The sequence below is a fragment of the Ensifer sp. GW101-20A05 genome (assembly GCF_059424735.1).
This window is the reverse complement of the sequence record NZ_JBWKZT010000015.1, coordinates 113,534-140,090: the sequence shown is the minus strand read 5'-3', so window position 1 is coordinate 140,090 and position 26,557 is coordinate 113,534. Positions and strand designations below refer to the sequence as shown.

Below are 26,557 nucleotides of genomic sequence, written 5' to 3'. Positions count from 1 at the left end.
GACCGGCATTGATTCGTCGAGAGCGTGGATCATAGCCCCGCCCCTTCGGCCGGTCCGGCAGGGCCCGAGCGTCGTTGCAGCTGTTCGATGACCGCGGCCTTCGGGCCATCGGCGACAAGGCGACCGCGGTCGAGAACAAGCAGGCGATCGACAAGGCTCAGCATGCTGTGACGGTGCGTGGAGATTAGAAGGGTGACATCGCTGCTGAAGACATTGGAGAGCTTGTTGATCAGCTCGCGCTCGCTGGCGAGGTCCATGGCCCCGGAAGGCTCATCCAGGAACACCACCTTCGGCTTGCGCAACAACAGCCGGGCAATGGCGACCGCCTGGCGCTGCCCGCCTGAAAGCTGGGAACCGCGCTCACCGACCGGCATGTCATAGCCACGCGGATGATGGGAGACGAAGTCGTCGACGCCGGCAAGCCGCGCTGCCGCGACCACCTCTTCATCGCTGGCGGTCGGGTTCGCCATCAGCAGGTTTTCCTTGATGGTGCCGGAAAACAGGTCGGAATTCTGCGACACGAAGGAGACGGCCGAGCGGACGACGGAGGGATGCAACTGCCGGATATCGACGCCATCGAGCAGAATACGGCCGGCGCTGGGCGCGTAGAGACCTGCGAGAAGCCGGCCGAGAGTGGTCTTGCCCGAACCGATGCGGCCTATGATGCCAACACGCTCGCCCGCCTTGATCGTAACGTTCATCCCGCTGACCACTTTGTAATCGGTCCCCGGATAGGCGAAATCGAGATTGGTGAAAGTGATGCTGCCGTTGCGGATCTCGCGGTTGACGAAACCGATCGTGTCCGGCCGATCCTCCGGCTGCTCCATCACCGCATTCAGGATGCGCAGCGACAAAATCGCCTGACGCAGCCGTGCCAGCGTCATCGCAATCTGCCCCAGCGGCGCGACGGCACGGCCGGAAAGCATGCTGGCCGCAATGATCGCCCCCGAGGAGATGTTGCCTTCAGTGAATTCGTAAGCGCCGGCGACGACAATGCAGACCGTCACCAATTGCTGTACGAATTGTGTCGCGTGCGAGGCCCAGGAGGAGATCTCCTTGATCTGCTCGGCCGTGTTCGAAGAGTGCTTGGCCAGTTCGTTCCAGCGGCGCAAAAGCTGCTTTTCCGAATGCAGCGTCTTCACCGTCTCGATGGCGCTGATCGTCTCCACCAACAGCGCCTGACGCTGGGCAGATTCGTTCGAGGCGGCGGCGACGCGGTTGCCGATCTTGTACTGCGCGATATAGCCGATCAAGACGCTCAAGAGGAACGCGACCGCCGGGATGAGCGCGATCCAGCCTGCGACCGCGTAGACCGCTGCGATGAAAACGAAGACGAAAAGGCTGTCGATGAGGGTGCTGAGCGTATTCGAGGTGAAGAACTCGCGAACGAATTCATACTGCATCGCTCGGTTGGCGTATTCGCCCGTCGAAGGTGGCCGCGATGCCATCGTCGCATGCAGTATCTTCTCGAACAGCATGTAGGAGAGCTTCAGGTCGGCCTTCCGTCCGGCAAAGTCGATCAGCGCGGCACGAACCGTCTTGAGCAGGAAGTCGAACAGAATGGCGGTGCTGATGCCAAGCGCCAGCACCCAAAGCGTCGCCATCGCCTTGTTCGGCAGAATCCGGTCATAGACGTTCATCGTAAAGAGCGGCGCGGCCAGCGCCAGCACGTTGATGAAAAAGGCCGCGATCGCCACCTGCACATAGGCTTGCCAGAATGGCTTGACCGTGGCCGTCAGCCAATGCCGGCGGTCGATGTTACGGGCCTCACCGACGCCGCGGCCGGACGCCGTATTGAGATAGGTGGCTGAGAAGGACAAGGCATAGGAGAGACCGCCGAGCTGCAACTCAGACAGTTTCACCGCCGCTTCGCCGGGGGCAACAGCTCTGTTCGAAAGGTTCAACGTGCCGTCAGGCGCCTCTTCCAAAAGCGCCATGGCGCTGCCGTCACGAAAGACGAGCAGCAGCGGGTACACGAAATCACGATTGCCGATCGCGCGCCCGGAAACGATTTCCGTTTCCAGGCCGACCCGCTCCGCAATACGTGAGACGTCCTCGGCGCTCGGCAACCGCGCGTCAAAAGGAACGTCGGAATAAAGCACGCTGTCGGACGAGGGGCGGTTCAAGAAGATACAGATCTCCTTGAACGCCTCGGAAAAGCCAGTCAAAGACGGGCCGATCTGCACATGCCTGTCAATGCTTTGCACTACCACCGATTGTGTCCACCTTGACGAGGACTATCATTTCTGCCGGATCGGCGCCAACAAATCGAGCGGCAAGTCGTTCGTCTGGCGCGAAGGAACACGGCGATAGGTTTCCGTGGGCGGCGTATCCGGAACATTGAACTCGTTGCGGGCATAGGCTTCGGCCTGGGCCGGCGCCTTGATCTGCATCGTCGACAGGAGCTGGCCGGTCGCCGCAAGCAGGCGGTACTCGGCAAACAGAGCGGCGTACTGCGAGGTTTTCGCGAGAACGCTGACATTGAAACGCGAATTCTGCGCGCCGAGCACGTCAAGCAGCGAGCGCTGCCCGACCTTGAGCTGTTCGCGATAGGACTCGACGAGCTGTACGTTCATCTGAGCCTGCGCGTTCAGCGTGCGGGAGATCTCGTACTGGCTGTTGCGGCGTTCCCAGGAAATGCGAACGGCTTCCTCGACCTCGCGATGTGCCTGGTGGAAGACCAGCCGCTGTTCGCTTGCGCGGCGCATCTGCTCCTGCTCGTTGGCGATATCAATGCCGCCACGATAGAGGTTCCACTTCGCCACGATCCGCGCCTGGGCATCCCAGCTGTTGCCGGTCGCGCCGTCGATATCGTTGCCGGTGCGCACACGCCCTTCGGCGAAGACTTCCGGAAGCATGTTCGAGCGTGCGGCTTTGACCTGCGAATCCGCAGCGCTGATGTCGGAATCGGCGGCCTTGATGCGCGGATTGCTGCCGCGGGCAATACCGATTGCCGTCTCCAACGTCTTTGGCAGAACGCCGGCCACCGACTTCGGCATGGACGGCTTCGTGAGCGGCTGGCCAACTAGGCGGTTGAAGCTGATCTTGACGGTTTCGAGCGATTCCTCTGCTTCCTGCAGACGGGCCTTGGCCGACAACAGGCGTTCACTCGCCTGCTGGCGATCCGCATCGGTCAGGGCGCCACCTGAAATCAGCGAGCTGATATCCGACAGGATCGACTGGTGCACGCCGACGTTCTTGCGCGCTTCCGCAACGATCTGCTGCTGGAGAATATATTCGAAATATTCGCGGACGATCTGCAGACCGATCGTCTCGGACCGTTCGAGGACCCGGAAGGAGGCACTGTCGACGCGCGCCGCCTGACGCTCCAGTTCGGCGCGACGGCCACCGCCATCGAAGAGCTTCTGCGTAATGGTCAGCCCGACGTCGGAAGGATAGAGCGGATCGTTCTCAATGGAACCAAGGCGACGGGCTTCGTCCTCAAGATGTTGAACGCCCGTCGAAGCTTCCATGTCGACGCTCGGCAGATAGAGACCGCGCGCCTGCCGCAGTTCGAACTCGATTGCCTCGCGGTTCTCGATCGACTGCCCGATTTCCGGGTTCGATTCCATCGCGATCTGAAGCGCTTCCCTCAGCGTCATCGCTTCGGCCGCGCCACCTGCAAATACGGTTGACGCTAGCAGAATGGAAAAAAGCCCGCCCTTAAAAGTTTTCCCCACTTTCAATATTATCCCCCTCGCAATCAGTACGTCATGCTGGCGAATCCGAGCGTGCGTTACAACTGCCGAAATTTACCGATAGATAATACAGAGGTAATATAACGCGGCCACCAATTTTGGGGTGGTTCTATGGCGCCCCAAGCTTTCGCACGGCTATGTTGCAAAAATGGAACATTCGTGTGGCGACGAGAGTAACCGTTAACCTATTGAAATAAAATAAATCAGCCGCGGCTGCCCAAACTAGCAAGGCGCTTCGGCCCACTGCAACGCCGCCGTCGACGCAACGGCAGCGCGAATTCCTTACCAGGGCCTCAGCCGCTGCGAGCGGAGGTTACCTGTTTTCCCGGCACTGGCGCCGGCACCCAGTAAATCACGCTGAAGGCAGCCGGACGAAATCGACGGTTTGCGTTCCCTCGCTGGCCACCAACACCGTTTCGGATGCCGCCGCACGGCGCAACCGTTCGAGATCTACGCTGCCGTCGAACAATGCGCCGCCGACGCTGAGTGCCAGATCGACCTTGCTGCCGTCTGCCGAGAAGTGTGCCGAAGCCAATGCCTTCGTCAGGCGGACGGAAACCTGCTCGGCATCCGATTCGCTCGCGCCGACCAAAAGAACGTCGAAGCTTGCCGGGCCGGTTCGAGCGACGATGTCATCGCGCCGCACCGAGGTGCTGATGGTGGAGGCGACGAACTGGAGCAGTTCTTCGCTCCAGGCCGGACCGAAAGCGGCACCGACATCGTCGAGGTTGTTGATCCTGAGATGAATGAGTGCTCCGTGAAGCTCTTCGCCGGCGCGTTGCCGGCGACGCTCGAGGCCATTGACCTGCTGGACCAGCCCGCGGCCGGTCACGCAGCCCGTCGTGGCATCGTGGGCGACGACATGATTGATCTGGTTGCGAAGGCGCTGGGCCCGGCGAAACTGCGTCGCCGCGAGAACGATCAGCGGCACGCCCATCAACAGGGAGATCAACGCGGCGCCAACCACGGCGGCCGCATAGGGCCGATCGACGAGAGCCACCAGGCTGAGATAGACCAAAACCTGGGCGAGTACGGCGAAACCAATAATGCCACCGATGACATATCGCGCGATTCGCCAGTCCCTCTGCCCGTTGAACTGTACTTCTCTTCGCATCCACCGCTCCCGATTCACCAATGACAATCGGTCTAGCGCCAGTTTATGGATATTCCATTTCCAGGGTACCTACAACTTTATGCAGTATGCGGGCTTTCCAAGAAAAATGCTCCAAAACGGGATATCCGGTTCGCCGAAAGCAGCTTGCCGGTCCCTCCCGCGGGCTTGAACGCGCCGTCAACCGCCACCGACGAAAAGAAGCGATTCGATGCCGGATGTCACCTTACCGACCGGGCTCACGCACAGCAACGCTTCCCAAGCGGTCGCCGGCTGTCGTCGATCGCTTTTGTTCTCAGTACGCGAGTGCACCGCCGACAACCGACGAAGCGCGCCTTGTTTTCAGCGCTTGATAGGGGAACCCTCCCCGTCTTTCGGCGTTCCTATTCCGCCGGGCGCCCTTGCCCGATGCTGAAGCGCCACGAAAGGAACCGATGATGTACGACAGGGAGCGTTGGCCAGAACAAAGGGCCTCGACCGGACTGCCGGTCGGAATCATGCTCCTTTCAGCCCTCGCCATAACCGCCTATCTCGCTGTCGGCGGCGCATTTTCGGACGGTGGTGATCGGGCTGTCGTCTACATCCCGCAGACAATCGGAAAGTAACCCACGCGGCGCGGCAGTGCGCGGCGGCTTTGACCGAAGCTGGCGGGCATTCGACATGTCGCATGCGTGAGACGGGGCGGCTCCTCCTCCGTCCCGTAATTCACGACAGGCCTAAAAAAAATGTCTCTACAAACAATGCCGTGAGTGACCGGCAATAAATCCGGCGAGCAACACGGGTCCGCCCGTCCGGTGGCCATTCACGGGCGACAACGTGACAGCGACGGCCTTTAAAGGCAACGAATTAAACGGATGGCGAACCCCTCAATTTGGGCTAGGCGGTGCTGACCTCAGCGTCGTATTTGCCTGTTGCTCAACTGCGCGCGAGCGCCCGCTCGCCGTCCTTGAGACGATGGAGTGCCGACTGTCCGGGGCCCTTGCTCATCCGAAACGATCAGATCTAGCCGAGACGCATGTGTGGATCTTTCGAACGCGCCCCACCGCGCGGCTCCAATATTTGCTAAATCGGCTATAAGCCACTCGCTCAAACCAATCAGGAGAAATCATGGAAACCGTCGAGATCAGCGGCCGCAGCGACTTTGCACTTTGGGCAATCCAGCGCGCCCAGGAAATCGTCACGGCCGAGGGCGCCGCCTTTGCTATGGCCGCTCGCGACATGAATGAGGATACGCTCGGGGAAACTGCCGCCGCGCTCGGCAAAGCCATCAGCGATGCCATGCTCGAAGTCTTTGACGGCCTGACCGCGGAGTGACCTGAGCCGTCGGGACGCACACCGGTCTCGCGCGATAGGGGCGAGCGTCGGATATCCAAATGGAGGGTGGCGGGTAGCGATCAGCCGCACATCTGGCTTGTGGTTCGCGGTCCGGAGGGCTCGCCGTTCGCCTGTCACCAGCCAGAACGCAATGGCGCGCGCCTGTCCTTCATCAACGCATCCAGTTCTTGAGGAGGGTTCACTTCTGCCGCACGTCGAGGCCTAATGCCTCGGCGATTGTGATGGTTTGGTCGATCGTGATGATCGCGTCCTTGAGGTGCACGTTTTCCGGTTCGATCGCACTGAGGTCGCTGCCCCTGAGATCACAGGCTGTGAAATCGATGCCGTGCAGCCACGCGCCGGAGAGATCGACGTCTCTCAGCGAGCCACCCTTGCAGGAGGCACCGGTAAGGTCTGCCTCCCGCAAGCGGGTTTCCTTAAAGGATGCGCGGCCGAGACCGGCGCCGGGCAAGCCGACGAAGGACCAGTCGCCGCCTGAGACCTGCATCTGGTCGAAGTCGCATGTATCGAACATGCTGCCGACGAACTTGCACTCTGTGAACCGGCTGTCGAAGAATTTGCAGGACACGAAAGTGCAGTTCATGAAGGCACCCGCCTGATGCGACGAGGCATTAAAGCGCGCACGCCGGAAGGTGCATTCTTGGAAGACGACACCAACGGTCTGCGCCTCAGTCAGGTCGAGATCGACGAACAGAGTGTTCTGATGACGCTCGCGATCGATCTGCCGGCCATACCAGTCCGCACCGGCAATCGTGAAATCTACCTTCGGCGGCGCTTCGCCATATCGTCGTTCAGCCATCGTCATCCATCCATTGAGCTCGGTTAGACGGCGAACGCCTGCCGTTCCGTCATCCTTTTCGACCGGGCAACAATTGAGTGCACCGGCAACGACCTCGCTTTCACGCGAGCGTCTACAGGCTCTTCAACGTGACTAGCAGAGTCGACAGAATCTAGTAACCGGCAAGTGCCGAAGGCCAGCCCGGCCGCGCGTCAGTCGTCGATCCGAAAACCGACCTTCATGACCACCTGGTAGTGTGCCACTTCGCCATCCTTGATGTGGCCCCGGATCTGATCGACCTCGAACCACTCGAGATTTCTCATGGTTTTCGACGCCCGCGCGATCGCCGTTTCGATCGCCTCCGTAACGGAAGACTTCGAACTGCCGACAAGTTCTACCTTCTTGTAGACATGGTCACTCATGACACCCTCCCGGTTGCCTCTAGAAGCGAACAACAAGCCTACAGGCAAATCACGAAAACAGCACCTACCCCACGCATCGAGCGCGACGCACTACGTGAGGACATCGCACGGCTTGCTTCGTCTGTCCGCCAGCCAGGAAGGCGAGCGTCGCCACAAAGCGGATCATGCCCCTGCCATCGCAAGCGCTTGATTTGCACAAGGAACGTGCAGTTTGCCTGGCACTGGCCGGTTTTTCCCGCAAATCGGGCGCGCGGTCGTGCAAATGCAACACCGTTCAGGTGGCCCAACTCTTGCTTCACTCTGTCTGAAACATCCAACCAAGGGATTGTCGGATGATGTGGAGTGGGTTGCTGCTGTCGCTGCTGCTGAGCGTTTCAATGGCCTTCAGCCTGACGGAGTTGAGTTTCGTGCGCAATGGCCGCGGCCAGCAATCGCGCGGCGATGCGGTGCGAACAACGCTCGCGATGTCCGCTGGATTGACCGCTTTGGGATTGGCTTTCAGTCATCGGGGGCCATCATTGGGGGTAATGGCAGTCATCGCGGGAATAGCGCTCTCATGGCTGGCGGCGCGGTTCGCCTCACGAACCGTTGCGCTCGCCGTCGCTATCCTGTCGCTCGGCTTCTATCTGCAGTTCGCGGAACTCGCACCCTTGCGCCCTTGACCGACGGTGCATGAAAGCGTTCGCCCTTCGGTCACGATCGCATCCATCGCGATGTCGTGCCATTGTGGCCTGATGCTCTCCATTCTCTGCTGTTCGAACCCAATGCCGATCACGAATGGCTTCGGTTGAAGCACGGCGAGTGTACGATCGAAATAGCCCCCACCATAGCCCAAGCGATAACCGCTCTCGTCGAAACCGACGACCGGTGCGATGACGATGGTCGGCTGAACATCCCGCCCCTCGGTCGGAATTGGGATCCCCCAAACACCCCTCTCGAGCGCCTCGCCAGCGCGCCAGGATCGAAAGCCGAGAGGTTTTGCCTTGGCGAGCACCACCGGTAATGCGCACTTGGCGCCGCGGGCAATGAGCGTGTTCATCCAAGAGCGCAGATCCGGTTCACCACGGAACGGCCAATACAGCGAAATCGTTTCGCCTCGAACGTTGGGCAGAAGTTGGTCGAGCGCAGAAACGATCGCGTCTGTCCGTGCGGTCCGTTCTGCAATCGGAATGCCCTGTCGCGCGGATATCAGCCTTTTTCTCTCCTGCTCCCGCCATTGCACAATCGAGATCGCCTCTGGAGACTCCATGCCCATATAGGCCGGATCCACCTCGTGCATCAGGCAAGGCGGTGATGAAAAGCGCGGCGGAAGATCGTCCTCATCAGGCGTGCACATGGTCGATGCCCTTTCTCCGTTTCCGGGAATGTTTCGAACGCAGTTTCACGAGATCACCTTGATTATCATTTCCCATTCGAGAACAATAAAGCAGCTTCATTCCCTTCGTAGATAAAATGGACTTCACGACCCTTAAGATTTTCCTGCTGGTAGCCGAGCGCACCAGCGTGAGCCGTGCCGCCACCGAGATTGGCCGTGCGCCATCCAACGTCACCAACCGTATTCGCGCACTCGAGGAAGAATTGGGCGTCGGCCTGTTTAGCCGCGACGGCAAGAAGATGACGCTGACGCGCGAGGGGCGTCTTTTTCGCTCCTACGCCACACGGCTGGTGGCGCTCGGTGACGAGGCGCGCAACGCGCTGAAGCCGACGATGATGCCGGACGTCTTGCGGCTGGGCAGCATGGAGAGTACCGCTGCCAGCCGCCTGCCGCCGGTTCTGCAGTCGATCAACCGAACGCACCCGGATTTGGCGCTGAGGCTCACCATGGGCTCGACGGAGGAACTGACCCGAGCCGTGCTCGCTGAAGAAATCGACTGTGCGCTGATCGCACGTTTGCCAAGCGATATCGCGATGCCGAGACCTGACTTGCTCGAGGACCTCGATGGCGATCCGATCTACCGCGAAGACGTATTGATCGTCTTGCCCGCGTCGCATCCTCCGATCAAAACCGCCCTGGACGTGCGCGTGAACTGGTTGGCGGCGCTCGAACCCGGATGCACGTACCGCCGTGTCGCGGAACAATGGGCGCGTCCGTCGCCGACGATTGCGACCAAGGAGGTTTCCTCCTATCACGCCATCCTGGCGAGCGTTGCAGCCGGTGACGCGATCGGTGTAGTGCCACGATCCGTATTCGAACTGATGGACTGGCCAGGCGAGGCTCGAACCCATTCATTGCGTGAAATTCAGACACTGCTCATCTATCGTAGGGAGGCCAGCTCCCCTGCGATCGAAATCCTGCGCCGCGCATTGCATACAGACGCTGGCTCCCACTGAAATATTCAACCTACGCGCTGCTATTTACAGGTGACTGCATGACCAATTCGCCCAACCAGACGCCCTCGCAACCGCTGGGCCGTCGTTTCTTCGCGCCGATCCTGGCGGGAGCGACGTTGAGGGAGCGCCTGATTGCGTGTCTCGGAGCGCTGGTTGGTATCCTCCTGACCGGAATGATCAGCGGCAGTATCTTTGGTGGCGGTGCCAGCCTTCCGTTGATCGTGGCGCCGATGGGCGCATCCGCGGTTCTGCTGTTTGCGGTTCCCGCAAGCCCGCTTGCCCAGCCGTGGTCAATCGTCGGCGGCAACACGATCTCCGCCTTCGTGGGTGTTCTGTCAGCGATGTTCGTGCCGGATCCGCTGATCGCAACAGGTATTGCCGTGGGGATCGCGATCGCGGCGATGTCGTTTACGCGCTGCCTGCATCCGCCCGGCGGCGCCGCTGCGTTGACGGCAGTGCTTGGCGGCCCTGTCGTGGCGAGCTGGGGTCTCCTGTTCCCGCTGGTGCCCGTCGCGCTCAACTCGTGTCTGCTGGTGGCTCTCGGGATCCTGTTTCACAAGCTGGCCAGACGCAACTACCCGCACGTCGTCGCTCCGCCCGCAAATACGCACGCGACCATTGATCCGCCCGCCAGTCGCCGGGTCGGCTTTACCGGCGTCGATGTCGATGCCGCGCTCGAGGCGCTGGATGAAACGTTTGACATCAGCCGGGAAGATCTTGATCGGGTGCTGCGCCAGGTGGAATTACAGGCGGCAATTCGGGCGACACCCCACATCCTGTGCCGGGATATCATGTCGAGGGACGTCATCTGCGTCCATCAAGACGACAGCAGCGAGGCGGCGCGCTCGTTGCTTCTCAAACACAATATCCGGACCATACCCGTAAAGGATGGAAACGAGCGACTTGTCGGTACAGTCGGACTCAGGGAACTGACCGAGCCCGGCGCCACCGTCGGCAGCAACGTTGCAACGCCAGTGGTCGCGCGCCAGGACGACCGGGCGATGAGCTTGCTTCCGGCGCTCACCAGCGGAACAATTCACGCGGTCATCATCGTCGATGACGACCATCATGTGCTGGGACTGATTTCACAAACGGATCTGCTGGCGGCAGCAGCGCGGACGTTATTCGATCACAACTCAGGTCGCGAACAGGCTGCATAGGATTTGCCTTCGGTTGTCCACCCGGATCAATCCACTGTGCCCGTCGTCAGATTGGCGAGATCAACAGGCTCAGTGCAGCGAAATCTGTCGCGTCGGTTGCCTCACGTGATGCACGAGCGGTGTTTCGCTCGATATCAGTCGCGCAACCAGACGCCCTGACGCCGTAACCACATCGATGACTGCGTCGCAATAGTCGTCGTCCTTGGTCAATTCATCGACAATCCTTTGACCATAGGCAACTGCGGGTCCATCCGATGGGTATTTCCGGCCAACTTCGTCGCGGCTGACGACGCCTGCTGCATAGATATTGAACAGATAGCGGCGCATGATATTCCACTCCATACGGGATGCCGCTTCGGCGCTGGCCATGCTGAAGGAACCGAAAGCGCTATGAGCGGCATTGCAGGGTTTGAAATGACCCTGCAACCTATCGCGACATCGTCTCCTTGTCGCGTGACCCGAGCGTGACATTTACTCTACGTTAAGCATCGTCAGCTTCACCGTGCTCGACGGACAAGGTGGGATCGGCGTGTCGACCTCGCGGATGCGTGTGACGCTTTCCTGGCTCGGGACATATTACCGGTCAAAAAACGGCTCGCTGTCGAAGTCGATTCCTGGGCGGACGACGCCCCGTACCTAAGAGGAACGGGTAGGTCAACGACGAGACGTACGCGCGTTTCTGGCGTTTGCGCAGGCACAAAGACGAAGATCCTCACCTCGCGTAGCCAAGGATGCTCTCTGCGCCGCACGGCAGCCCGGAAGTCCCCGGCGCCGGAGGGGCCGATACACATTGCCTCAACCCCAGACGGCTTCGATGCGTCCGATACGTCCAAGCGTTGCTCGGAATCCGTCTGCAAGCACCCAACAAGGAACAGATGATGACCGATCTCAGCCTCGAAAGCACAGTCGCAACCATCGCAGCCGAATTGCCGGGGGCCGCGGAACTCTTTCGCCGTTACGGCATCAGCTTCTGTTGCGGCGGCAAGATGTTGTTGTCGGAAGCTGCGCTCAAGGCCGGTATCGCCCCTTCGGCATTGCTTACAGAACTAGAAACGCTCAAGCGTTCCGCAAGTCGAGATGCCCCGGAGGAGACCGCCGATCTCATCGCTCACCTCCTCCACAGGTACCACCAAACGCACCGTGCTGAGCTCGCATGGTTGATCCCGCTTGCTCAGAAGGTGGAACGGGTACACGGCGGCCATCCGTCGGCCCCCGTCGGGCTTTTCCAAGCCCTGGAAGCGCTGCGCGACGAGCTCGAAAGCCACATGATGAAGGAAGAGCTCGTTCTGTTTCCGATGATGCAGCGCGATGATGGCGCGGCGATTTCCTATCCTATCGCCCAGATGCGGCGCGAGCACGACGACGAGGTGGAGCATCTACGAACGATCGAGCACGTCACCCACGGGCTTTCCTTGCCGGACGGCGCCTGCGGTTCATGGACCGCACTCTATACCGGGTTGCGTAAGCTCACCGACGACCTCGTCACGCACATGCATCTCGAAAATGCCGTGCTGTTTCCGCGCTTCGAGGCCGGCCTCCAGACGATTTGATGATCGCTGCGCCAAAGCCGTGGACATCGATCTGGCAGGCGCCGCACCGGCCCCTGTTCTTTCTGGCGGGTCTATGGGCGCTTGTCGCGCCTGCGGTCTGGCTTCTGCCCGAGGGTATTGGACCGGACAAAGCCGCCTGGCATAGCCATGAGCTTTTCTTCGGCATGGCCGGTGCGGCGGCAGGAGGCTACCTGCTGACCGCCCTGCCCGCCTGGACAAAGAAGGGCTCGGTCTCGCGTAACGTTACCGTGTTCGCGACCATTCTCTGGTGCGTGGCCCGCCTGACGATGGCTTTTTCGGCGCACCTCCCGGTCGTTGCTGCCGCAGGCGGGATGTTAGCCTACTTCGTCTTTCTTGCGGTCGTTCTCGCCCAGCGGGTTGTATCGAGCAGAGCGGGACGCCGCTTCTGGGCACCGTTCGCCATGGCGCTGATTGGCATGCTCAGCTCGCTATGGCTTGACGGAGAGGCAAGCTATCTCGTGGCAGAGGCAGTGCCGCGGATCTTCCTCGCCCTGATCACCCTGATCGGCGGGCGTGCCGTGCCCGCTTTCACACGCTCCTGGCTCGGACGAACTGGTGAAGCAGGTCTCGTTCGGGACCAGCCCGGGCTTTCCTACTTGGCGATCGGCAGCATAGTTGCGGCCGCCTGGTTCAACGCTTCCGAACAATCGATCGCGGAGGGTCTCGCCCTCGTACTGTCCGGCTTGGCACTCGTGTTACGAATGAGCGGCTGGCAATGCCTGAGAACCCGGCGCTACCCGGCGCTCTTCATTCTGCATCTTGCATTTTCCTGGACGCCGACGGCTCTCCTGCTTGTTGGCTTCGCCACCATGCTTCCAGACCAAATGTCACCCGCGACCGCTTTGCATGCAGCGACCATGGGGGCCATGGGAACAATGATGGCGGCCCTCATGATGCGCGCTGCGATGGCGCGCAACGAAGGTGTGCTCACGCTCAGCCGGAAGATGGCATGCGCTTTCGCTCTTATCTGCCTCGCCGCAATGATTCGCATCCTGGCCGAATGGATCGGTAGCGCGTATTTCGATCCCATCGTCGCCGCGGCCGCATGCTGGATGTTGGCATGGGGGCTGTTCCTTATCGCCTATCTACCGGCACTAAGAGGACCTGTTCCGAGACCGGTCCTAAGCGCTGACAGGGCGTAAGTAGCGGACACGCCAGCCTGAAGACCAACTGTTCATTGCATCATGAACATTGTCAGGTCACAAGGTCGCGCTAGATTCCGAAAGATCCTTTTAGCGGTAGCCGATGCCACGCCCTCCCAAGACCTCGACCCAGATTGCCAACACCTCCAGCAAGGGTGCCGATCGCCCGGAAAGCTCGGAATCGACTGTCGAGCATGTCGTGCGCCAGACCTGCGCTTCAAACCCATCCGACGGGCCGGATCAATCCACGCCAACACCGCCCTCCCCGACACCCTTCGGCCAAAGCGGACAGGCAGCTCGCCATCTGTTGGTTGCGCTCGGCCACGATTTGAAGGTGGGTGCAACCTTGGTCGGTGCGAAGGCCAAGCATGCGGCTTCCTACCTGAAAACGAAATTCAGCCCTTCGAATGCAGACGAAGCCGCATCAACTGTCGACGATCCCCGTGGGTGGTTCGTGGCTGCTCTGGCGAAAGTCGGGAACCGGCTCGGCGCGCTGCGTAAGCCCTCCGAAGATCACGGGAGAACCTTCGTCAGGCCAAGCTGGTGGAAGGTTGCTATAGGCTTGGCTCTCCTCGCCTGCCTCCTTCTTCCCGGTACTGTACTCGTGTGGGCGCTGAAGGATGTTCCCTGGAGCGAGATCAGGGACGGAACTTTGAAGCCTGTCGTGGTGCTGGAAACGGCGGATGGAGGACCGCTGGTCAGACAAGGCCCCTATCAGGGACCCTACGCACAGTACGACCAATTCCCGCCGCAGCTGATCGATGCCGTGCTGTCAATCGAGGACCGCCGGTTCATGGACCATTTCGGCATCGATGTCAGAGGGATCGGACGGGCACTCGTGCGGAACTTCGAAGCGGGCTCGGTGGTCGAGGGCGGCAGCACCATCACCCAACAGCTCATCAAGCTGCAATATCTCGATAGCGACCGAACAATGAAACGAAAGATCCAGGAGTTCGTGATCGCCCTGTGGCTGGAGTGGAAGCTTGGCAAGCGGGAAATTCTGACGCGTTACCTCAACAGCGCCTATCTCGGCGCCGGCGCGACCGGCATGCCCGCAGCCGCAAGGATCTATTTCAACAAGGACATCGGCGCACTCAATTTGCCGGAATCGGCGATGCTGGCTGGATTGTTGCGGGCGCCGAGCCAGTGGAACCCGATCGACAATTTTGAAGGTGCGCGGCAACGCACATCGGTCGTCCTCGACACGATGGTAGCCAATGGCAAGATCACCGCACCCGAGGCTGCACAAGTCAAGGCGAGCTTCGCCACGCTCCATCCGACGACGCCGACGCCACGATCCGGAAGCTGGTTCGCCGACTGGATCTCGCCGCAGGCGAGCGAAATCGCCGGCGCGTCGCCGGGTTCGACCACGGTGCGCACGACACTGTCCCCACAGCTGCAACGGATCGCCGAAAGGGTTCTGGCAAACGCGTTGGATACGGAAGGAAAGGCGGCCGGGGTATCCCAGGCCGCGTTGGTTGCGATGACGCCCGACGGAGCGGTCGTCGCCATGGTCGGCGGTCGCGACTATAAGCAAAGCCAATTCAATCGCGCCGTGACCGCCATGCGGCAACCGGGTTCCACCTTCAAGCTGTTCGTCTACTATGCGGCCCTGAAAGCCGGGTTCACTCTGTCCGACCAGGTCCTGGATGCGCCGATCGACATTAACGGCTGGTCGCCCGAGAATTCCGGTGGCCGCTATCGCGGCTGGGTCACGCTTGCCGAGGCCTTTGCCCGCTCGCTGAATGCGCCAACGGTGGCGCTTGCCCAGGAGGTCGGGCTCGACAATGTGATCGCCGCTGCGCGCGAGCTCGGTATAAACGCGCCGCTTGCCAATACGCCGTCCTTGGCCCTCGGCACTTCGGAGGTCAGCTTGCTTGACCTCACCAGCGCCTATGCCTCCGTCCATCTCGGAAAGGCGCCCGTAGAACCCTGGGGCATCATCGACTTTCAGGCGGCCGGGCAGCCGGAGGCCTTCCGTGTCGGCTCACAGGTCGCGCCGACCATTGATCTCTCCGCGTACCAGCCGGATCTCGTTGGCCTTTTGCAGTTGGTGGTCGAGCGCGGAACCGGACGCGGGGCCGCTCCCGGCGCGTTCGCGGCCGGCAAGACCGGCACCAGCCAAAACAATCGCGACGCCTGGTTCGTCGGCTTCACAGAGCCACTCGTCGCCGGCGTATGGGTTGGCAATGACGACGATACGCCGATGAAGGGGGTCACGGGTGGCGCCTTGCCAGCGCATATTTGGCGCGACTTCATGCGGGAAGCGATGGCGGCGCCTGCGGCAGGAGCGCTTGTCGAAAGCCCGGCCGCGCCGCAGTCCTGCAACATCACGGCCTGCTCCCGCAGCTATCGTTCCTTCAGGCCGTCGGACTGCACCTATCAGCCCTATTATGGCGGACGGCGACTCTGCGAGAAGTGAGCCGCGCGGCGATCAATCCAGCTCTCAGGAATGAAGCCGCCTCAACTAGAAAAGTCTTTCGGCTGGCCACAGGGATAGAAGCCAGAACGCTTTCGCACCGTCATTTGTCAGTTGGGGAGCCCGCCGGATCAACGACAGCTTGGCTGACACCTGCTGGGGGTCGTTCAAGCTTCACGGTCGCGCGAAGCAGATTTGAGATCCACCGCGTCAGGTCCTCCATGTAGAGGTAGATCACGGGCGTCACGAAGAGGGTCACGAACTGCGATACCATGAGGCCGCCGACCACCGCGACACCAAGCGGCTGGCGCAGTTCCGCGCTCGCCCCGCTGCCGACCGCGATCGGAAGCGTGCTCATGATCGCCTCGGCGGAGGTCATCATGATCGGGCGGAAGCGCATAAGGCAGGCGCGGTGGATTGCCTCGCGGGCCGAACTGCCAGAACGCTGCAGCGCCAGCGCCACATCGATCATCATGATCGCGTTTTTCTTAACAATGCCGATCAGCATCAGCACCCCGACGATCGCGATGATCGAGAGGTCGAAGCCGCAGAAGTAGATCGCAAGAAGCGCCCCGGAAATCGCCGACGGCAGGCCGGAGAGCACGGTCAGCGGATGGATAAGGCTTTCGTAGAGGACGCCGAGCACCAGATAGATCGTCACAATCGCCGCGAGGATCAGCAGCCCCTGATTGGCGGCGGCATCCTCGAACAGCTGCGTGGTGCCGTAATTTCGGGTGGCGATCGCCGAGGGCATACCAATCTCCGTCTTGAGGCGCGCGACCTCCGCGAGTGCGTTGCCAAGAGCGACCTGGGCCGGCAGGTTGAAGGAGATCGTGACTGCCGGCAGTTGCCCCAGCTGATTGATGGTGAGTGGCCCGGACACCGTTTCGACGCGGGCGAAGGCGCCGAGGGGCACAAGCGCACCATTCGCGCCACCGACGCGCAGTTCGGCGAACTTGTCCGCAGACCACTCGATGCTCGGATCGAGTTCCATGATGACTTCGTAGCTGTCGCCTGCCGTGTAGATCGTTGAGATCTGCTCGGCGCCGAAGCCGCCATAGAGTGTCGTACGCACTTGACTGGCATCGACTCCCAGCGTTGCCGCCTTGTCGAGGTCGACGACTAGGCGCGTTTGCGGCGCGTTGATCTGAAGGTCGCTGTTGACGTCGGTGAAGAAGGCGCGATCAGAGATCATCGCATTGCAGAGCTTTTGTGCCCACTCGTTCATCAGCGGCTGATCGAGGCTCTGGAAGACCAGCTGATATTGACTGGCAGAGGCGCGGGACCCTACGGAGAGGTTTTGGATCGGCGACATATACGCCCGGATGCCGGGGATGGCCGCAAGCTCCCGGCGTAAATCGGCAAGAACGGTTTCGAGCGGAGGGCGGTCGCGCTTGGGCTTGAGTTCCACAAACAGACGCCCGGTGTTGAGCGCCGTCGATGCACCACCCGAACCGATCGTGCTTGCCACATGGGCGACATAGGGCGACGTGGCAAAGACCGCCTCTACCTTGGACTGAAGATCCGTCATCGCTGCAAAGGAGATATCCTCGCGCGCCTGGGTGGTGACCTGGAGCTGGCCGATATCCTCCTGAGGGAAGAAGCCCTTGGGGATCGTCGTGATCTGATAGGCCGTGATCGCGATGGTGAACAGGAAGAGAAGAAGCACCAGGCCACGCTGCCGGATGCAGATGGAAAGCAGCCGTTCATAGGTATTCAGGACGCGAGCGAAGCCGCGCTCGAACGCAATGTCCAGCCGCGCAAGCACGCCGGTCGCTGGCGCGTTGTCCTTGTTGGCAGGCAGTCGCGCGGCGAGCATCGGCGTCAGCGTGAGCGAAACGAAGGCGGAGGCGAGTATCGCCACGGTGACGACAACCGCGAACTCGTGGAGAATGCGGCCGATGACGCCGCCCATCAACAGGACCGGGATGAACACTGCGACCAGCGAAAGGGAGATTGCGACGATGGTGAAGCCGATTTCTTTCGAACCGGCAAGCGCGGCGGAAAACGCGTCAATGCCCTCTTCCTCCATGTGACGAACGATGTTCTCCAACATCACGATCGCATCATCCACCACGAGCCCGACAGACAGCGTGAGCGCCATCAGCGAGATGTTGTCGATCGAGAAGCCGAGTGGATACATCGCGGCAAACGTGGCGATGATGGAGATCGGCACGGCTAACGCCGGGATAAGCGTTGCCCAAAGACGGCGGACAAACACGAAGATTACGAGGATCACCAGGCCGACGGTCAGCGCGAGGGTAAATTGAACGTCGCGCACCGCGCCGCGCACCGAGCTCGACCGATCGTTGAGCGTTTCGATGGAAGCGGATGCGGGAAGCGACTGGCGCAGCGACGGTAGGAGCGCCTGCACCCGGTCGACGACTTCTACCGTGTTTGCATCCGGCTGGCGCTGGATTGCCAGGATTATGGCGCGCGACCCGTCATGCCAGCTCGCCGTCTGATCGTTGGCGATGGAATCGACCACCGTCGCGACATCGCCAAGCCGCACAGGCCTGCCGTTGTCGCTCTTGATGATGACGTTCGAGAAGCTCGCAGCGTTCATCCGCTGGGTATCGGCAACGATCGCCACCTGGCGATCTTTCGTCTGCGCCGTGCCGAGCGGGGAATTGTCGTTGGCCGCAACGACCGCGGTTTTCAGCGCATCCACGGAGATACCACGCGCCGTGAGCGCATCCGGGTGCATCTGAATGCGCACGGCGAATTGTTGGCTGCCGAAGATGGACACTTCGGCCACCCCGTTGAGCACCGACAAGGTGGGAGAAATCACCTGTTGTGCGATTGCATCGAGGTCGGTGAGAGGCACCGTATCGCTCTTCAGCGCCAGCAGCAGAACCGGGGCATCGGCCGGGTTGACCTTACGATAGCTTGGCGGCGCCGGCATATCCTGCGGCAGGAGCCGCAGCGTTCTGGTGATGGCCGCCTGCACATCGGCGGCGGCGGCATCGATGTTGCGCCCGAGCACGAACTCGATGGAGATCGACGTGGAGCCAAGCGCGTTGGTCGTCGAGATCGTGTCGATCCCCGCTATCGTCGCAAACTGCTTGATAAGGGGCGTTGCAACCGAGGTCGCCATGGTATCCGGTGACGCGCCCGGGAGCGAGGCCGAGACGTTGATGACCGGGAAGTCGGTGCGCGGCAGGGCCGCAATCGGCAGGACGAGATAGCTGAAGACACCCGCAAGAATAAGTGCGACCGACAGCAGCGCAGTGGCGATCGGACGGCGAATGCTGAACTCGGACAGTGGCATCTTCGTTCGCTCCCGGTATATCGCAGGAACTCAATCCGTCAGCGGTTGTGCGCCAGGAGGCACCGCCTTTACGGCATCGCCCGGTTTCAGGCGGGCTTGTCCCTCGACCACGACCCTTTCGCCCGGGGCGAGCCCCGAAGCGATCACGGTCACTTTGCCGTTATCGAACAGAGGCTTCACGGCCAGTGTTTCCACCGTGTTGTCATCCTTCACATGGAAGACGAAGGGGCCGTTCTGGCCTGGTTGCACGGCAACGCTCGGGATCACCGGCACCTGATGCAATTGCTCCTGTTCGATATCGACATCGACGAACTGACCTGGCCATAGCTTTTGCGCGCCATTGGGGAAGGTCGCCCGCATGGCGATCGTGCCTGAGGCGGCGTCGACCGAGGAGTCGATGAAATCGAGCACGCCCTCGCCTATGGCCGTTTCAGAACCGCTCAGCTTGGCCCGCACACGCGGCGGTTTGCCCTGATCGAGCAGCGCCTTGAACGTCTGCAATTGCTGTTCCGGCAAATGGAAGGCAACGTCGATCGGGTCTATCGCCGTAATCGTCACCAGATTGTTGGAGGTAGCGCCCGTCTGACCGACAAGATCACCGAGAGCGACCTGAACGACCCCGAGGCGACCACCGATAGGCGCGGTGATCTGGGTCAGGCTCAGCGCGACCTGATCGGCGTCGACCGATGCTCGGTCAGCATCAAGCGTTGCTTGCGCCGACTGTTGCAGCGAGAGAGCGGTGTCATAGGTCTGCTGCGTACCCGTCTTGTCGTCGCGCAGGGTTCTTGCGCGCTCCATCTCTATTTTCGCGTCCGAGAGCTGCGCAGCGTCCTTGGCAAGGATCGCCGTGTCACGCGCGAGCTGCGCCTGCATCACCCGGTCATCCAGAGTGAAAAGCAGATCCCCCGCCTTGACCATCTGGCCGTCCTTCACGTGGATGGCGGTGATCTGGCTTGCGACGCGGGCACCCACTTCCACGGTATCGGGCGCCTGGACATTGCCCAAGGCATGGACAATGACGGGAACGTCCTGAAGCGTGACGGTGGCCGTTTCGACGGGCACGCTGCCTCCATGTCTGGAGTTGGCTGCAACACCACTTTCGGGCTTTGCCTCGCTCAGTACGGCAGTCCTGGTCACACTGACCCCGACGGCGGCCACACAGAGGAAACCCGCGGCGAGGATCGCGATACTTGATCGACTGGCCATCAGCGCCTCCGCGATCCTTGATATGCTCCGGACGTCCGCTTCAAGAGGGACCGCGACGTTAGAGCCAGAAGACGGTATCCGCACAGCCAGCGTGGTCCGTTTGCGGGTGAACGCACATGCAGCGGATCCCTGCTGATCTGTTCGGCCAATTGGGGCGGCGGAGGCGCATCGTGGGAAAGAGCGCGCGTCGTGCCAACGCTTCCGAAATTGGGCGCGAATCTGGCCGCTTCAATGGCGCAACACGCTGAAAAACAATTAAAAATTGTTCATGTTTAGAGATCTACACGCGGTCGCGCTTGGCGGCAGCTCCAGCCGCACGAGACGCTTCTCCTGGCGGGTCGTCAGGCGAGAGTGATGGTCGGGTTTTAGAAAACCTGGCCAAGTGCTTGATGCATTCACTGTTTTGGCGGAGGAACTGTAGTGCCAACTGATTGCGGGGAATGCAGCAATCGAGCAGAGCATGCGCGATGTGGCGCACCACGCCCGAGCTTGCGTGGGTTGGTAGGAGCGCATCATCCTCGTCGCGCCTGGATCGGCCCTTCCTGCCAGCCAAACTTCTTCGTCCAAATTGCATTCCAGTCCTGCAGCGATTGCAGAGCCCTTTGATAACTGCGTTCCGCCGCTTTCTGCGCCAGGATGGCGTCGGCTAGCGTATCGTCCTTGGCGCCCATCAACTAATCGTCCGCCAGGACGATCGGCGGCGCTGCCAGTACGGCCGCCCCAAGGATGGAAATCAGGCCGGGAATTCTACCGCAAGCCAAGCCACGCATTATCAGTCTCCTTCGATCACTACAGGCGGAGAGCGTGGTGCGGCGCTGTGTTGCGGGGACATTGCGGCCCGGGATCGGATTGGGCTCGGACGGCTCTGGTAGCGGACGGGTAGAGGTCGGTGTGGGGCAGCGACACCCGCGCGGGTGCGTCGATCGAGACGGCGCACTGCGTGGATTCGCAGTCGGCGCGAAGCTTGCTGTTGCATCGATGCCTGGGCAATGCTTGCAGCTCGATGGATTGACAGCGCGCATTTCACCGGCGAGATGATCGAGGCGAACACGATCGCGCCGAACCTGCGATCGCTCTCTGCTGAAGGCAGCGCATAACAACAAGACCGCCGAACCGATGATGCACAGCAATCGCTCGATCTTCGAACGCCCCTTCTATCTGGTCGTCCTTTGGTGTCTGCTCCTGCTTGTCGGTGGAGGCATGCTGGCGGTCTGGGAACGCCAGGCGCTGGTTGCCGAACTTGAGCAAGAGAGCACGCTTCTCCATAGCCTGGCCTCCCAGCGGGCCGATCAGCACGATGCGCACCTGACCGCGCTGTCAGCCGTCGCCGTCGCCTCCGAAGGGCGTAGGCACGACCTGTTCCTGGAGGTCGCCCGCACGATTGCGCGCTTTTATCCGCGGATCGACGAGGTTCAGCTCGTCCCCCTGGATCCAAATGCGGAGACGGTCGGGACCGATCCACTCGACGCCAAGGCCGCAGAGGTCATCCGGGCAGCTGCCAGAGCTTCGGACGGGCGCATCGCTCTCCTGCCCCATCCGCAACGCCCCGACCACTACATCATGGTCAAGCGCAGCCCGAACACCGACGAGGCGCGCTATGGTTTGATGCTCGGTATTGACGCAGCAAAGTTGATCGGAGACGGCGGGCCATTCTGGTCTCGCCCGGGGGTCGCGGTGCGGTTATCTTTGCCGGACGGACACCTTCTGCTCCAGCCGGCCGCCCTGCCCGAGGCAATCCGCTTTTCGAAGGCGCTGAGTAGCGTATCGCAGCCATTGCTGCTGGAAACAGGCATGGAGATCGGGCTCGCGGACATGTTCCCGCCCGTACAGACCGGCTTGACGCTTCTGGTGGTCAGCCTCGCCTATCTCGCAGGATTGGCCGCATTGCGCCAGCGTGCGCGCACGCGCGCTGCAGAACAGCAGGCAACGCTCAGCGCGCTCGAATCGCGCCTCACGCACGCCTCGCGCGTCAACGCGCTTGGCGAAATGGCGAGCGGCATGGCGCATGAACTGACCCAGCCCCTGACTGCAATCCTTGCGCAGGCGCAGGCCGGGCGCCGGCTGCTCAGCCAAGGGCAAGACGCAGCGCTTGCTCCGGTACTGGAGGATACAGTGAACCAAGCGCGCCGGGCATCCGCCATATTGGAAAGGTTCCGCAACTGGTCGCAGCCCCATGCGGTGCCGGTTGCTGCCTTCGATCTGCGTCAGGCGCTCGCAAATGTTGAAGCGTTACTTGAACCAGACGCGATATCACGCGGAATTCAGCTTGATTTTCAAGTTCCAGAAACACCGGTTTCGGTCGTTGCCGATCCGGTCGAGATTGAACAGGTCGCATTCAATCTGGTCCGCAACGCCTTTGAGGCATTGGCTCAACAGGCGGGCGATACAGGACGCGTGACCGTTACCTTGAGCGCGAACGATACCACGGTGGTCTTCGAGGTCGCCGACAACGGCCCCGGCGTTCCGGAAACACTTCGCCCGCGGCTGTTTACGCCATTCGTGACGACCCGCGCCGGTGGCACCGGGCTCGGACTGGCGCTGAGCCAGCGGCTGGTGGAACGCGCCGGCGGCGAAATCGCGCTGGTCGAGAGCGACCACGGTGCCATCTTCAGGGTGACGCTGCCCCGTGCGAGCCGAACCGAGGAGCCGATGCGATGACCCTCCCCGTCTATCTCGTTGACGATGACGATGCGGTGCGTCGCGCGCTCAGCCTGTTGCTCTCGACGGTCGGCATCAAGGTCACGGGCTTTTCTGATCCGCAAGCCTTTCTGACGCAGGTTTCACGCCTCGAGCCCGGCTGCCTGGTGCTCGATATCCGCATGCCCGCCATCTCCGGGCTGAAGCTGCAGGAAAGACTAAGAGAGCATGGGGTAGACTGGCCGACAATCGTTATCTCCGGTCACGGCGATATCGAAGCCTGCCGCCGTGCCTTCCGCAATGGCGCGATCGATTTTCTCTCGAAGCCGGTGGACGAGCAGGACTTGATCGATGCGATCCACAAAGGCCACGAGCTGCTGGAGCGTACATTGCGCGTGCATGCCGAGAAGGCAGAGACGCTCGCTTTGCTGGCGATGCTCACGCAACGTGAGCGCGAAGTTCTTGACCGTATCGCTGCGGGTTTCACCACCCGCCAGATCGCCGAAGGTCTCGGCCTTTCGCCGCGTACCGTCGAAAGCCATCGGGCCGCAATCGGTGCCAAGCTCGGCAGCACGTCGCAGGCGGAGATGACGCGCATCTGGCTCGACGGAACGAAAACTCCGTAGAACTACGGTTGCTCGCGCCAGGTCTACGAATACCGGCGACAGCCGAGGCGGGATAGCCTTTCCACATCAACAGGAAAGGAACCTATGATGATCCGCAATATCGTGCTCGCAGCTGCGCTTCTCGCTCCCGTCGCCGCCACGGCGCAGGAACTCCCGACCGCGGCCTACCTGCCGCTCGACATGGCCGTCAAGGCTGCCGAAGCCGCAGTGAAGGCTTGCGCCGCGGAAGGCCACAATGTCAGCGTTGCCGTGGTTGGTCGCGATGGCGCAACCAAGGTGCTGCTGAAGGCCGACAATTCCGGTCCGCACACCGGTAACAGCGCGCAGGGCAAGGCCTTCACGTCCGCTGCCATGGGTCGTGACACGGCTGGCCTCGGCGACTTCATCGCCTCCAAGCCGGCGAATGAAGGTCTTCGCGACATGGACGCCCGGATGGTGATCCAGGCTGGCGGCGTGCCGATCAAGTTCGGCAAGGTCCTGGTTGGCGGCATCGGCGTAGGCGGTGCGCCGTCGGGCGATATCGACGCGAACTGCGCCACTACCGGCCTTCAGGCAATCGGCGCCAAGTAATCCGCTGGACATCAGAAGTGGCCCTCCCAAGAGGGCCACTTTCGATTGGAGGCTCTGCGCATCGGAACCGATCCAACGGAAACTTTCGCAGGGCCGAAGCGCCTGCATGCACCGTCAGTCCTGCGTGGGCTTCATGTTGCCGACGGATATCGTGCCGGATCTCACGCCTCGGGCAAGGTCTTTGCGGACCCTCGGTCCCAAATGCTCCGCTGCGCCGGCGATCATCTGAAGCCTACTCGAAACCGGCCCCGCACTGGTCCCTTGAAATTGCAGCCGCCCACTCCATTTAAGGGACATCACCCGTTTCGAGAGCTTGTCATCAGCGATGCTATCAGCATGCAATGACGGCACTCCGGGTCCGAACAGGGCGCTCCCCGGAACACGGGTCGAGCGCCCTGTTTCGTTGAACTCGGGCGAGCGGAGTACTGTCGTAGTTGAGCGGCATCAGCCGTCCCAGCCGGAACCGAGCATACCCGGCGTTCTCAGTCTGCTTTGATCCGCTGGCGGTAGACGAGATACGCACCTGCGGCGCTCATCGTCGCGAGTGCGAACCACGTCAGCGCATAGACCAGGTGGCTGTTGCGAAAGCGGACGATCGTGAGGCCGCCGATCGGCAGTCCACCGGGATTGGGTGTTGAATCCGCATCAATAAAGTAAGGCGCGACGTTGTGCAGGCCCTTCGCTGCGGCGATCGCGGCGACGTCTCGCGAAAACCACCGATCGCTTGCCGGGTCATTGGACCGCAGGAAGGCGCCGCCGAGTTCGGTGATGCGGAGAAGCCCGGTTACCGTAGCGGTTCCGTCGAGCTCGCCCTCACCGCGTCCGGCAACATCGCGGCGATCGGCCGGCACGAAGCCGCGATTGATCAGCACGGTTGAGCCATCCTCAAGCCGCATCGGCGTCAAGACCCAAAATCCGGCGCCAAGCTCCGTCACCGCCTGTACCAGCGCGGTTTGGTCGTGCCTGAAGGTACCGGTCGCGCTGACGCGGCGGTATTCGTCCTTTTCCCGGCTGACGGCACCCCAATCGGATTGTGCCGGCGCCGACACCGCGGGCGCCCCGACACGCGCCTCTACCCGGGCGATGAGATCGAGCTTCCAATAGAGCCGTTGCACCTGCCAGGTGCCGAGCGCCAGGAACACCGCAACGAGGATGAGCAAGGCACCCGTCATCATCAGGCGAGCGAGAGAGGATAGGCGGACCCTCCCCGTCGCCTTGTCGTCGGTGATCATCGTCGTATCCGCCTGCCCCGTCCCGCGCTCAGGGCATGTTCTTCATCATCTCGTGGGTCATCGGCATCATGTTGGTGTTGAGATGATGCATGACCCAGAGCGAACCTGCGAGCGCGATGCCGACGATGACGATCGTGAAGATCAGCGCCATCAGCGTCCAGCCCCCTTCGGAACGGGCGTTCATGTGCAGGAAGTAGATGACGTGCACGACGATCTGGACGACGCCGATGCCCATGACGATGACGGCGGTCAAAAGCTTGCTGTCCAGCACGCCGCTCATGACCAGCCAGAACGGGATAGCCGTCAGGATCACCGACAGGATGAAGCCCGTCATGTAGCTCTTGAACGAACCGTGACCGGCGGCATCGCCGTGATGGCTGTGCGCGTGGTGAGGTTCGAACGCGCTTTCGTGGTCGGATTGTGCGCTCATCCGAGAGCTCCCAGGAGATAGACGAAGGAGAAGACGCCGATCCAGATCACGTCGAGGAAGTGCCAGAACATCGACAGGCACATCAAACGGCGACGGTTGTCTGGGATCAGCCCGTGTTTGCTGACCTGCACCATCAGGGTGATCAGCCAGATGATTCCGAAGGTGACGTGCAGGCCGTGCGTGCCGACCAGCGTGAAGAACGACGACAGGAAGGCCGAACGTGTCGGGCCGGCGCCCTCGTGAAGCAGGTGATAGAACTCATAGAGCTCCACAGCCAGGAAGGTTGCGCCGAACACGCCGGTGACGCCGAGCCAGAAGAGCGTCTCCATCTTGGCGTTGCGCTCCATCTGGAGCATGGCAAAGCCATAGGTGATCGACGACAGAAGCAGCATCGCCGTGTTGAAGGCAACGAGGCTAAGGTCGAACAGGTCGGCCGGTGACGGTCCCGCCGCGTAGTTGCGGCCGACGACGCCGTGCGTGGCAAACAGTACGGCGAAGATCAGGCAGTCGCTCATCAGGTAGAGCCAGAAGCCCAGCATGGTGCTGTGTTCCGGGTGATGTTCTTCCGTGATGTAGAACTGGGGCTTCTCGTTTTCTTGGACTTGGGTTTCGCTCATC

Annotated in this window: 23 protein-coding genes; 10 read left to right on the top strand and 13 right to left on the bottom strand. The window is 61.4% G+C overall.

The genetic code is table 11. The features are described from left to right. Positions 1 to 29 precede the first annotated feature (29 nt). From AC070A_RS28095 to AC070A_RS28085, 3 genes are all read right to left on the bottom strand, one after another. Entirely contained in the window at positions 30 to 2,207 is a 2,178-nt protein-coding gene (locus AC070A_RS28095) for a type I secretion system permease/ATPase (RefSeq protein ID WP_494773609.1), read from the bottom strand. A 33-nt stretch (positions 2,208 to 2,240) separates the two neighbouring features. Next, positions 2,241 to 3,602 (bottom strand): TolC family outer membrane protein, encoded by a 1,362-nt coding sequence (locus AC070A_RS28090; RefSeq protein WP_082615788.1) that lies wholly within the window; start codon positions 3,600 to 3,602, stop codon positions 2,241 to 2,243. A gap of 448 nt (positions 3,603 to 4,050) precedes the next feature. After that, positions 4,051 to 4,812 (bottom strand): GGDEF domain-containing protein, encoded by a 762-nt coding sequence (locus AC070A_RS28085; RefSeq protein ID WP_057249616.1) that lies wholly within the window; start codon positions 4,810 to 4,812, stop codon positions 4,051 to 4,053. Positions 4,813 to 5,916: 1,104 nt separating this feature from the next. On the opposite strand from AC070A_RS28085, the gene AC070A_RS28080 reads away from it, so the two are divergent. After that, positions 5,917 to 6,123: a hypothetical protein gene (locus AC070A_RS28080; protein ID WP_057249614.1), complete on the top strand. Its 207-nt coding sequence runs from the start codon at positions 5,917 to 5,919 to the stop codon at positions 6,121 to 6,123. Between the two features lie 199 nt (positions 6,124 to 6,322). On the opposite strand, the gene AC070A_RS28075 is transcribed toward AC070A_RS28080, so the two are convergent. Further along, entirely contained in the window at positions 6,323 to 6,943 is a 621-nt protein-coding gene (locus AC070A_RS28075; RefSeq protein ID WP_492384073.1) for a pentapeptide repeat-containing protein, read from the bottom strand. A 191-nt stretch (positions 6,944 to 7,134) separates the two neighbouring features. Continuing rightward, positions 7,135 to 7,344: a dodecin gene (locus AC070A_RS28070; RefSeq protein WP_057249612.1), complete on the bottom strand. Its 210-nt coding sequence runs from the start codon at positions 7,342 to 7,344 to the stop codon at positions 7,135 to 7,137. A 347-nt stretch (positions 7,345 to 7,691) separates the two neighbouring features. Here AC070A_RS28070 and AC070A_RS28065 point away from each other — a divergent pair, with 347 nt between their 5' ends. Continuing rightward, a complete protein-coding gene (locus tag AC070A_RS28065; RefSeq protein WP_492384074.1) occupies positions 7,692 to 8,006 on the top strand; it encodes a hypothetical protein in 315 nt (104 codons plus the stop codon). On the opposite strand, the gene AC070A_RS28060 is transcribed toward AC070A_RS28065, so the two are convergent. Further along, positions 7,967 to 8,680 carry a 5-formyltetrahydrofolate cyclo-ligase gene (locus AC070A_RS28060; RefSeq protein ID WP_492384075.1) on the bottom strand — a complete coding sequence of 238 codons (714 nt, stop codon included), beginning with the start codon at positions 8,678 to 8,680 and terminating at the stop codon, positions 7,967 to 7,969. The two genes, AC070A_RS28065 and AC070A_RS28060, sit on opposite strands and share 40 nt — an antisense overlap. A gap of 116 nt (positions 8,681 to 8,796) precedes the next feature. Between AC070A_RS28060 and AC070A_RS28055 the strand changes: the two genes are divergently transcribed. Both AC070A_RS28055 and AC070A_RS28050 read left to right on the top strand, forming a co-directional pair. Continuing rightward, positions 8,797 to 9,675 carry a LysR family transcriptional regulator gene (locus AC070A_RS28055; protein WP_093233279.1) on the top strand — a complete coding sequence of 293 codons (879 nt, stop codon included), beginning with the start codon at positions 8,797 to 8,799 and terminating at the stop codon, positions 9,673 to 9,675. Between the two features lie 38 nt (positions 9,676 to 9,713). Then, the gene (locus AC070A_RS28050; RefSeq protein ID WP_492384076.1) at positions 9,714 to 10,835 is read left to right on the top strand and encodes an HPP family protein; all 1,122 of its coding nucleotides are present in this window, start codon (positions 9,714 to 9,716) and stop codon (positions 10,833 to 10,835) included. A 69-nt stretch (positions 10,836 to 10,904) separates the two neighbouring features. On the opposite strand, the gene AC070A_RS28045 is transcribed toward AC070A_RS28050, so the two are convergent. Then, positions 10,905 to 11,204 (bottom strand): DUF6894 family protein, encoded by a 300-nt coding sequence (locus AC070A_RS28045; RefSeq protein ID WP_156414616.1) that lies wholly within the window; start codon positions 11,202 to 11,204, stop codon positions 10,905 to 10,907. 509 nt (positions 11,205 to 11,713) lie between these two features. Between AC070A_RS28045 and ric the strand changes: the two genes are divergently transcribed. The 3 genes from ric (at position 11,714) to AC070A_RS28030 (ending at position 15,970) form a co-directional block, all read left to right on the top strand. Next, positions 11,714 to 12,385 carry an iron-sulfur cluster repair di-iron protein gene (gene ric / locus AC070A_RS28040; protein ID WP_218374122.1) on the top strand — a complete coding sequence of 224 codons (672 nt, stop codon included), beginning with the start codon at positions 11,714 to 11,716 and terminating at the stop codon, positions 12,383 to 12,385. Continuing rightward, the gene (locus AC070A_RS28035) at positions 12,385 to 13,548 is read left to right on the top strand and encodes an NnrS family protein (protein ID WP_492384077.1); all 1,164 of its coding nucleotides are present in this window, start codon (positions 12,385 to 12,387) and stop codon (positions 13,546 to 13,548) included. The genes ric and AC070A_RS28035 overlap by 1 nt, the downstream gene beginning before the upstream one ends. A 103-nt stretch (positions 13,549 to 13,651) precedes the next feature. Beyond that, positions 13,652 to 15,970 (top strand): PBP1A family penicillin-binding protein, encoded by a 2,319-nt coding sequence (locus AC070A_RS28030; RefSeq protein WP_492384078.1) that lies wholly within the window; start codon positions 13,652 to 13,654, stop codon positions 15,968 to 15,970. 100 nt (positions 15,971 to 16,070) lie between these two features. Here the strand turns inward: AC070A_RS28030 and AC070A_RS28025 are convergent, their stop codons facing one another. From AC070A_RS28025 to AC070A_RS28015, 3 genes are all read right to left on the bottom strand, one after another. Continuing rightward, complete coding sequence (locus AC070A_RS28025) at positions 16,071 to 19,238, bottom strand: efflux RND transporter permease subunit (protein WP_494773607.1); 3,168 nt, start codon at positions 19,236 to 19,238, stop codon at positions 16,071 to 16,073. A gap of 30 nt (positions 19,239 to 19,268) precedes the next feature. Continuing rightward, positions 19,269 to 20,444 (bottom strand): efflux RND transporter periplasmic adaptor subunit, encoded by a 1,176-nt coding sequence (locus tag AC070A_RS28020; RefSeq protein ID WP_218374126.1) that lies wholly within the window; start codon positions 20,442 to 20,444, stop codon positions 19,269 to 19,271. 512 nt (positions 20,445 to 20,956) lie between these two features. Continuing rightward, positions 20,957 to 21,115 (bottom strand): hypothetical protein, encoded by a 159-nt coding sequence (locus AC070A_RS28015; RefSeq protein WP_218374127.1) that lies wholly within the window; start codon positions 21,113 to 21,115, stop codon positions 20,957 to 20,959. 529 nt (positions 21,116 to 21,644) lie between these two features. Between AC070A_RS28015 and AC070A_RS28010 the strand changes: the two genes are divergently transcribed. From AC070A_RS28010 to AC070A_RS28000, 3 genes are all read left to right on the top strand, one after another. Continuing rightward, positions 21,645 to 23,102: a sensor histidine kinase gene (locus AC070A_RS28010; protein WP_492384081.1), complete on the top strand. Its 1,458-nt coding sequence runs from the start codon at positions 21,645 to 21,647 to the stop codon at positions 23,100 to 23,102. After that, on the top strand, positions 23,099 to 23,707 hold the full coding sequence (locus tag AC070A_RS28005; RefSeq protein ID WP_110879159.1) for a response regulator transcription factor: 609 nt from the start codon (positions 23,099 to 23,101) through the stop codon (positions 23,705 to 23,707). The genes AC070A_RS28010 and AC070A_RS28005 overlap by 4 nt, the downstream gene beginning before the upstream one ends. An 87-nt stretch (positions 23,708 to 23,794) precedes the next feature. Next, positions 23,795 to 24,277: a heme-binding protein gene (locus tag AC070A_RS28000; protein WP_110879240.1), complete on the top strand. Its 483-nt coding sequence runs from the start codon at positions 23,795 to 23,797 to the stop codon at positions 24,275 to 24,277. A gap of 482 nt (positions 24,278 to 24,759) precedes the next feature. Here the strand turns inward: AC070A_RS28000 and AC070A_RS27995 are convergent, their stop codons facing one another. From AC070A_RS27995 to cyoC, 3 genes are read right to left on the bottom strand one after another with little or no spacing between them, the layout of a single operon-like run. Further along, the gene (locus tag AC070A_RS27995; protein WP_492384082.1) at positions 24,760 to 25,509 is read right to left on the bottom strand and encodes an SURF1 family protein; all 750 of its coding nucleotides are present in this window, start codon (positions 25,507 to 25,509) and stop codon (positions 24,760 to 24,762) included. A 28-nt stretch (positions 25,510 to 25,537) separates the two neighbouring features. Continuing rightward, positions 25,538 to 25,939, bottom strand: coding sequence for a cytochrome o ubiquinol oxidase subunit IV (gene cyoD / locus AC070A_RS27990; RefSeq protein ID WP_113479681.1), 402 nt, complete (start codon positions 25,937 to 25,939; stop codon positions 25,538 to 25,540). Beyond that, the gene (gene cyoC / locus AC070A_RS27985; protein WP_058326970.1) at positions 25,936 to 26,556 is read right to left on the bottom strand and encodes a cytochrome o ubiquinol oxidase subunit III; all 621 of its coding nucleotides are present in this window, start codon (positions 26,554 to 26,556) and stop codon (positions 25,936 to 25,938) included. The genes cyoD and cyoC overlap by 4 nt, the downstream gene beginning before the upstream one ends. Position 26,557 lies beyond the last annotated feature (1 nt).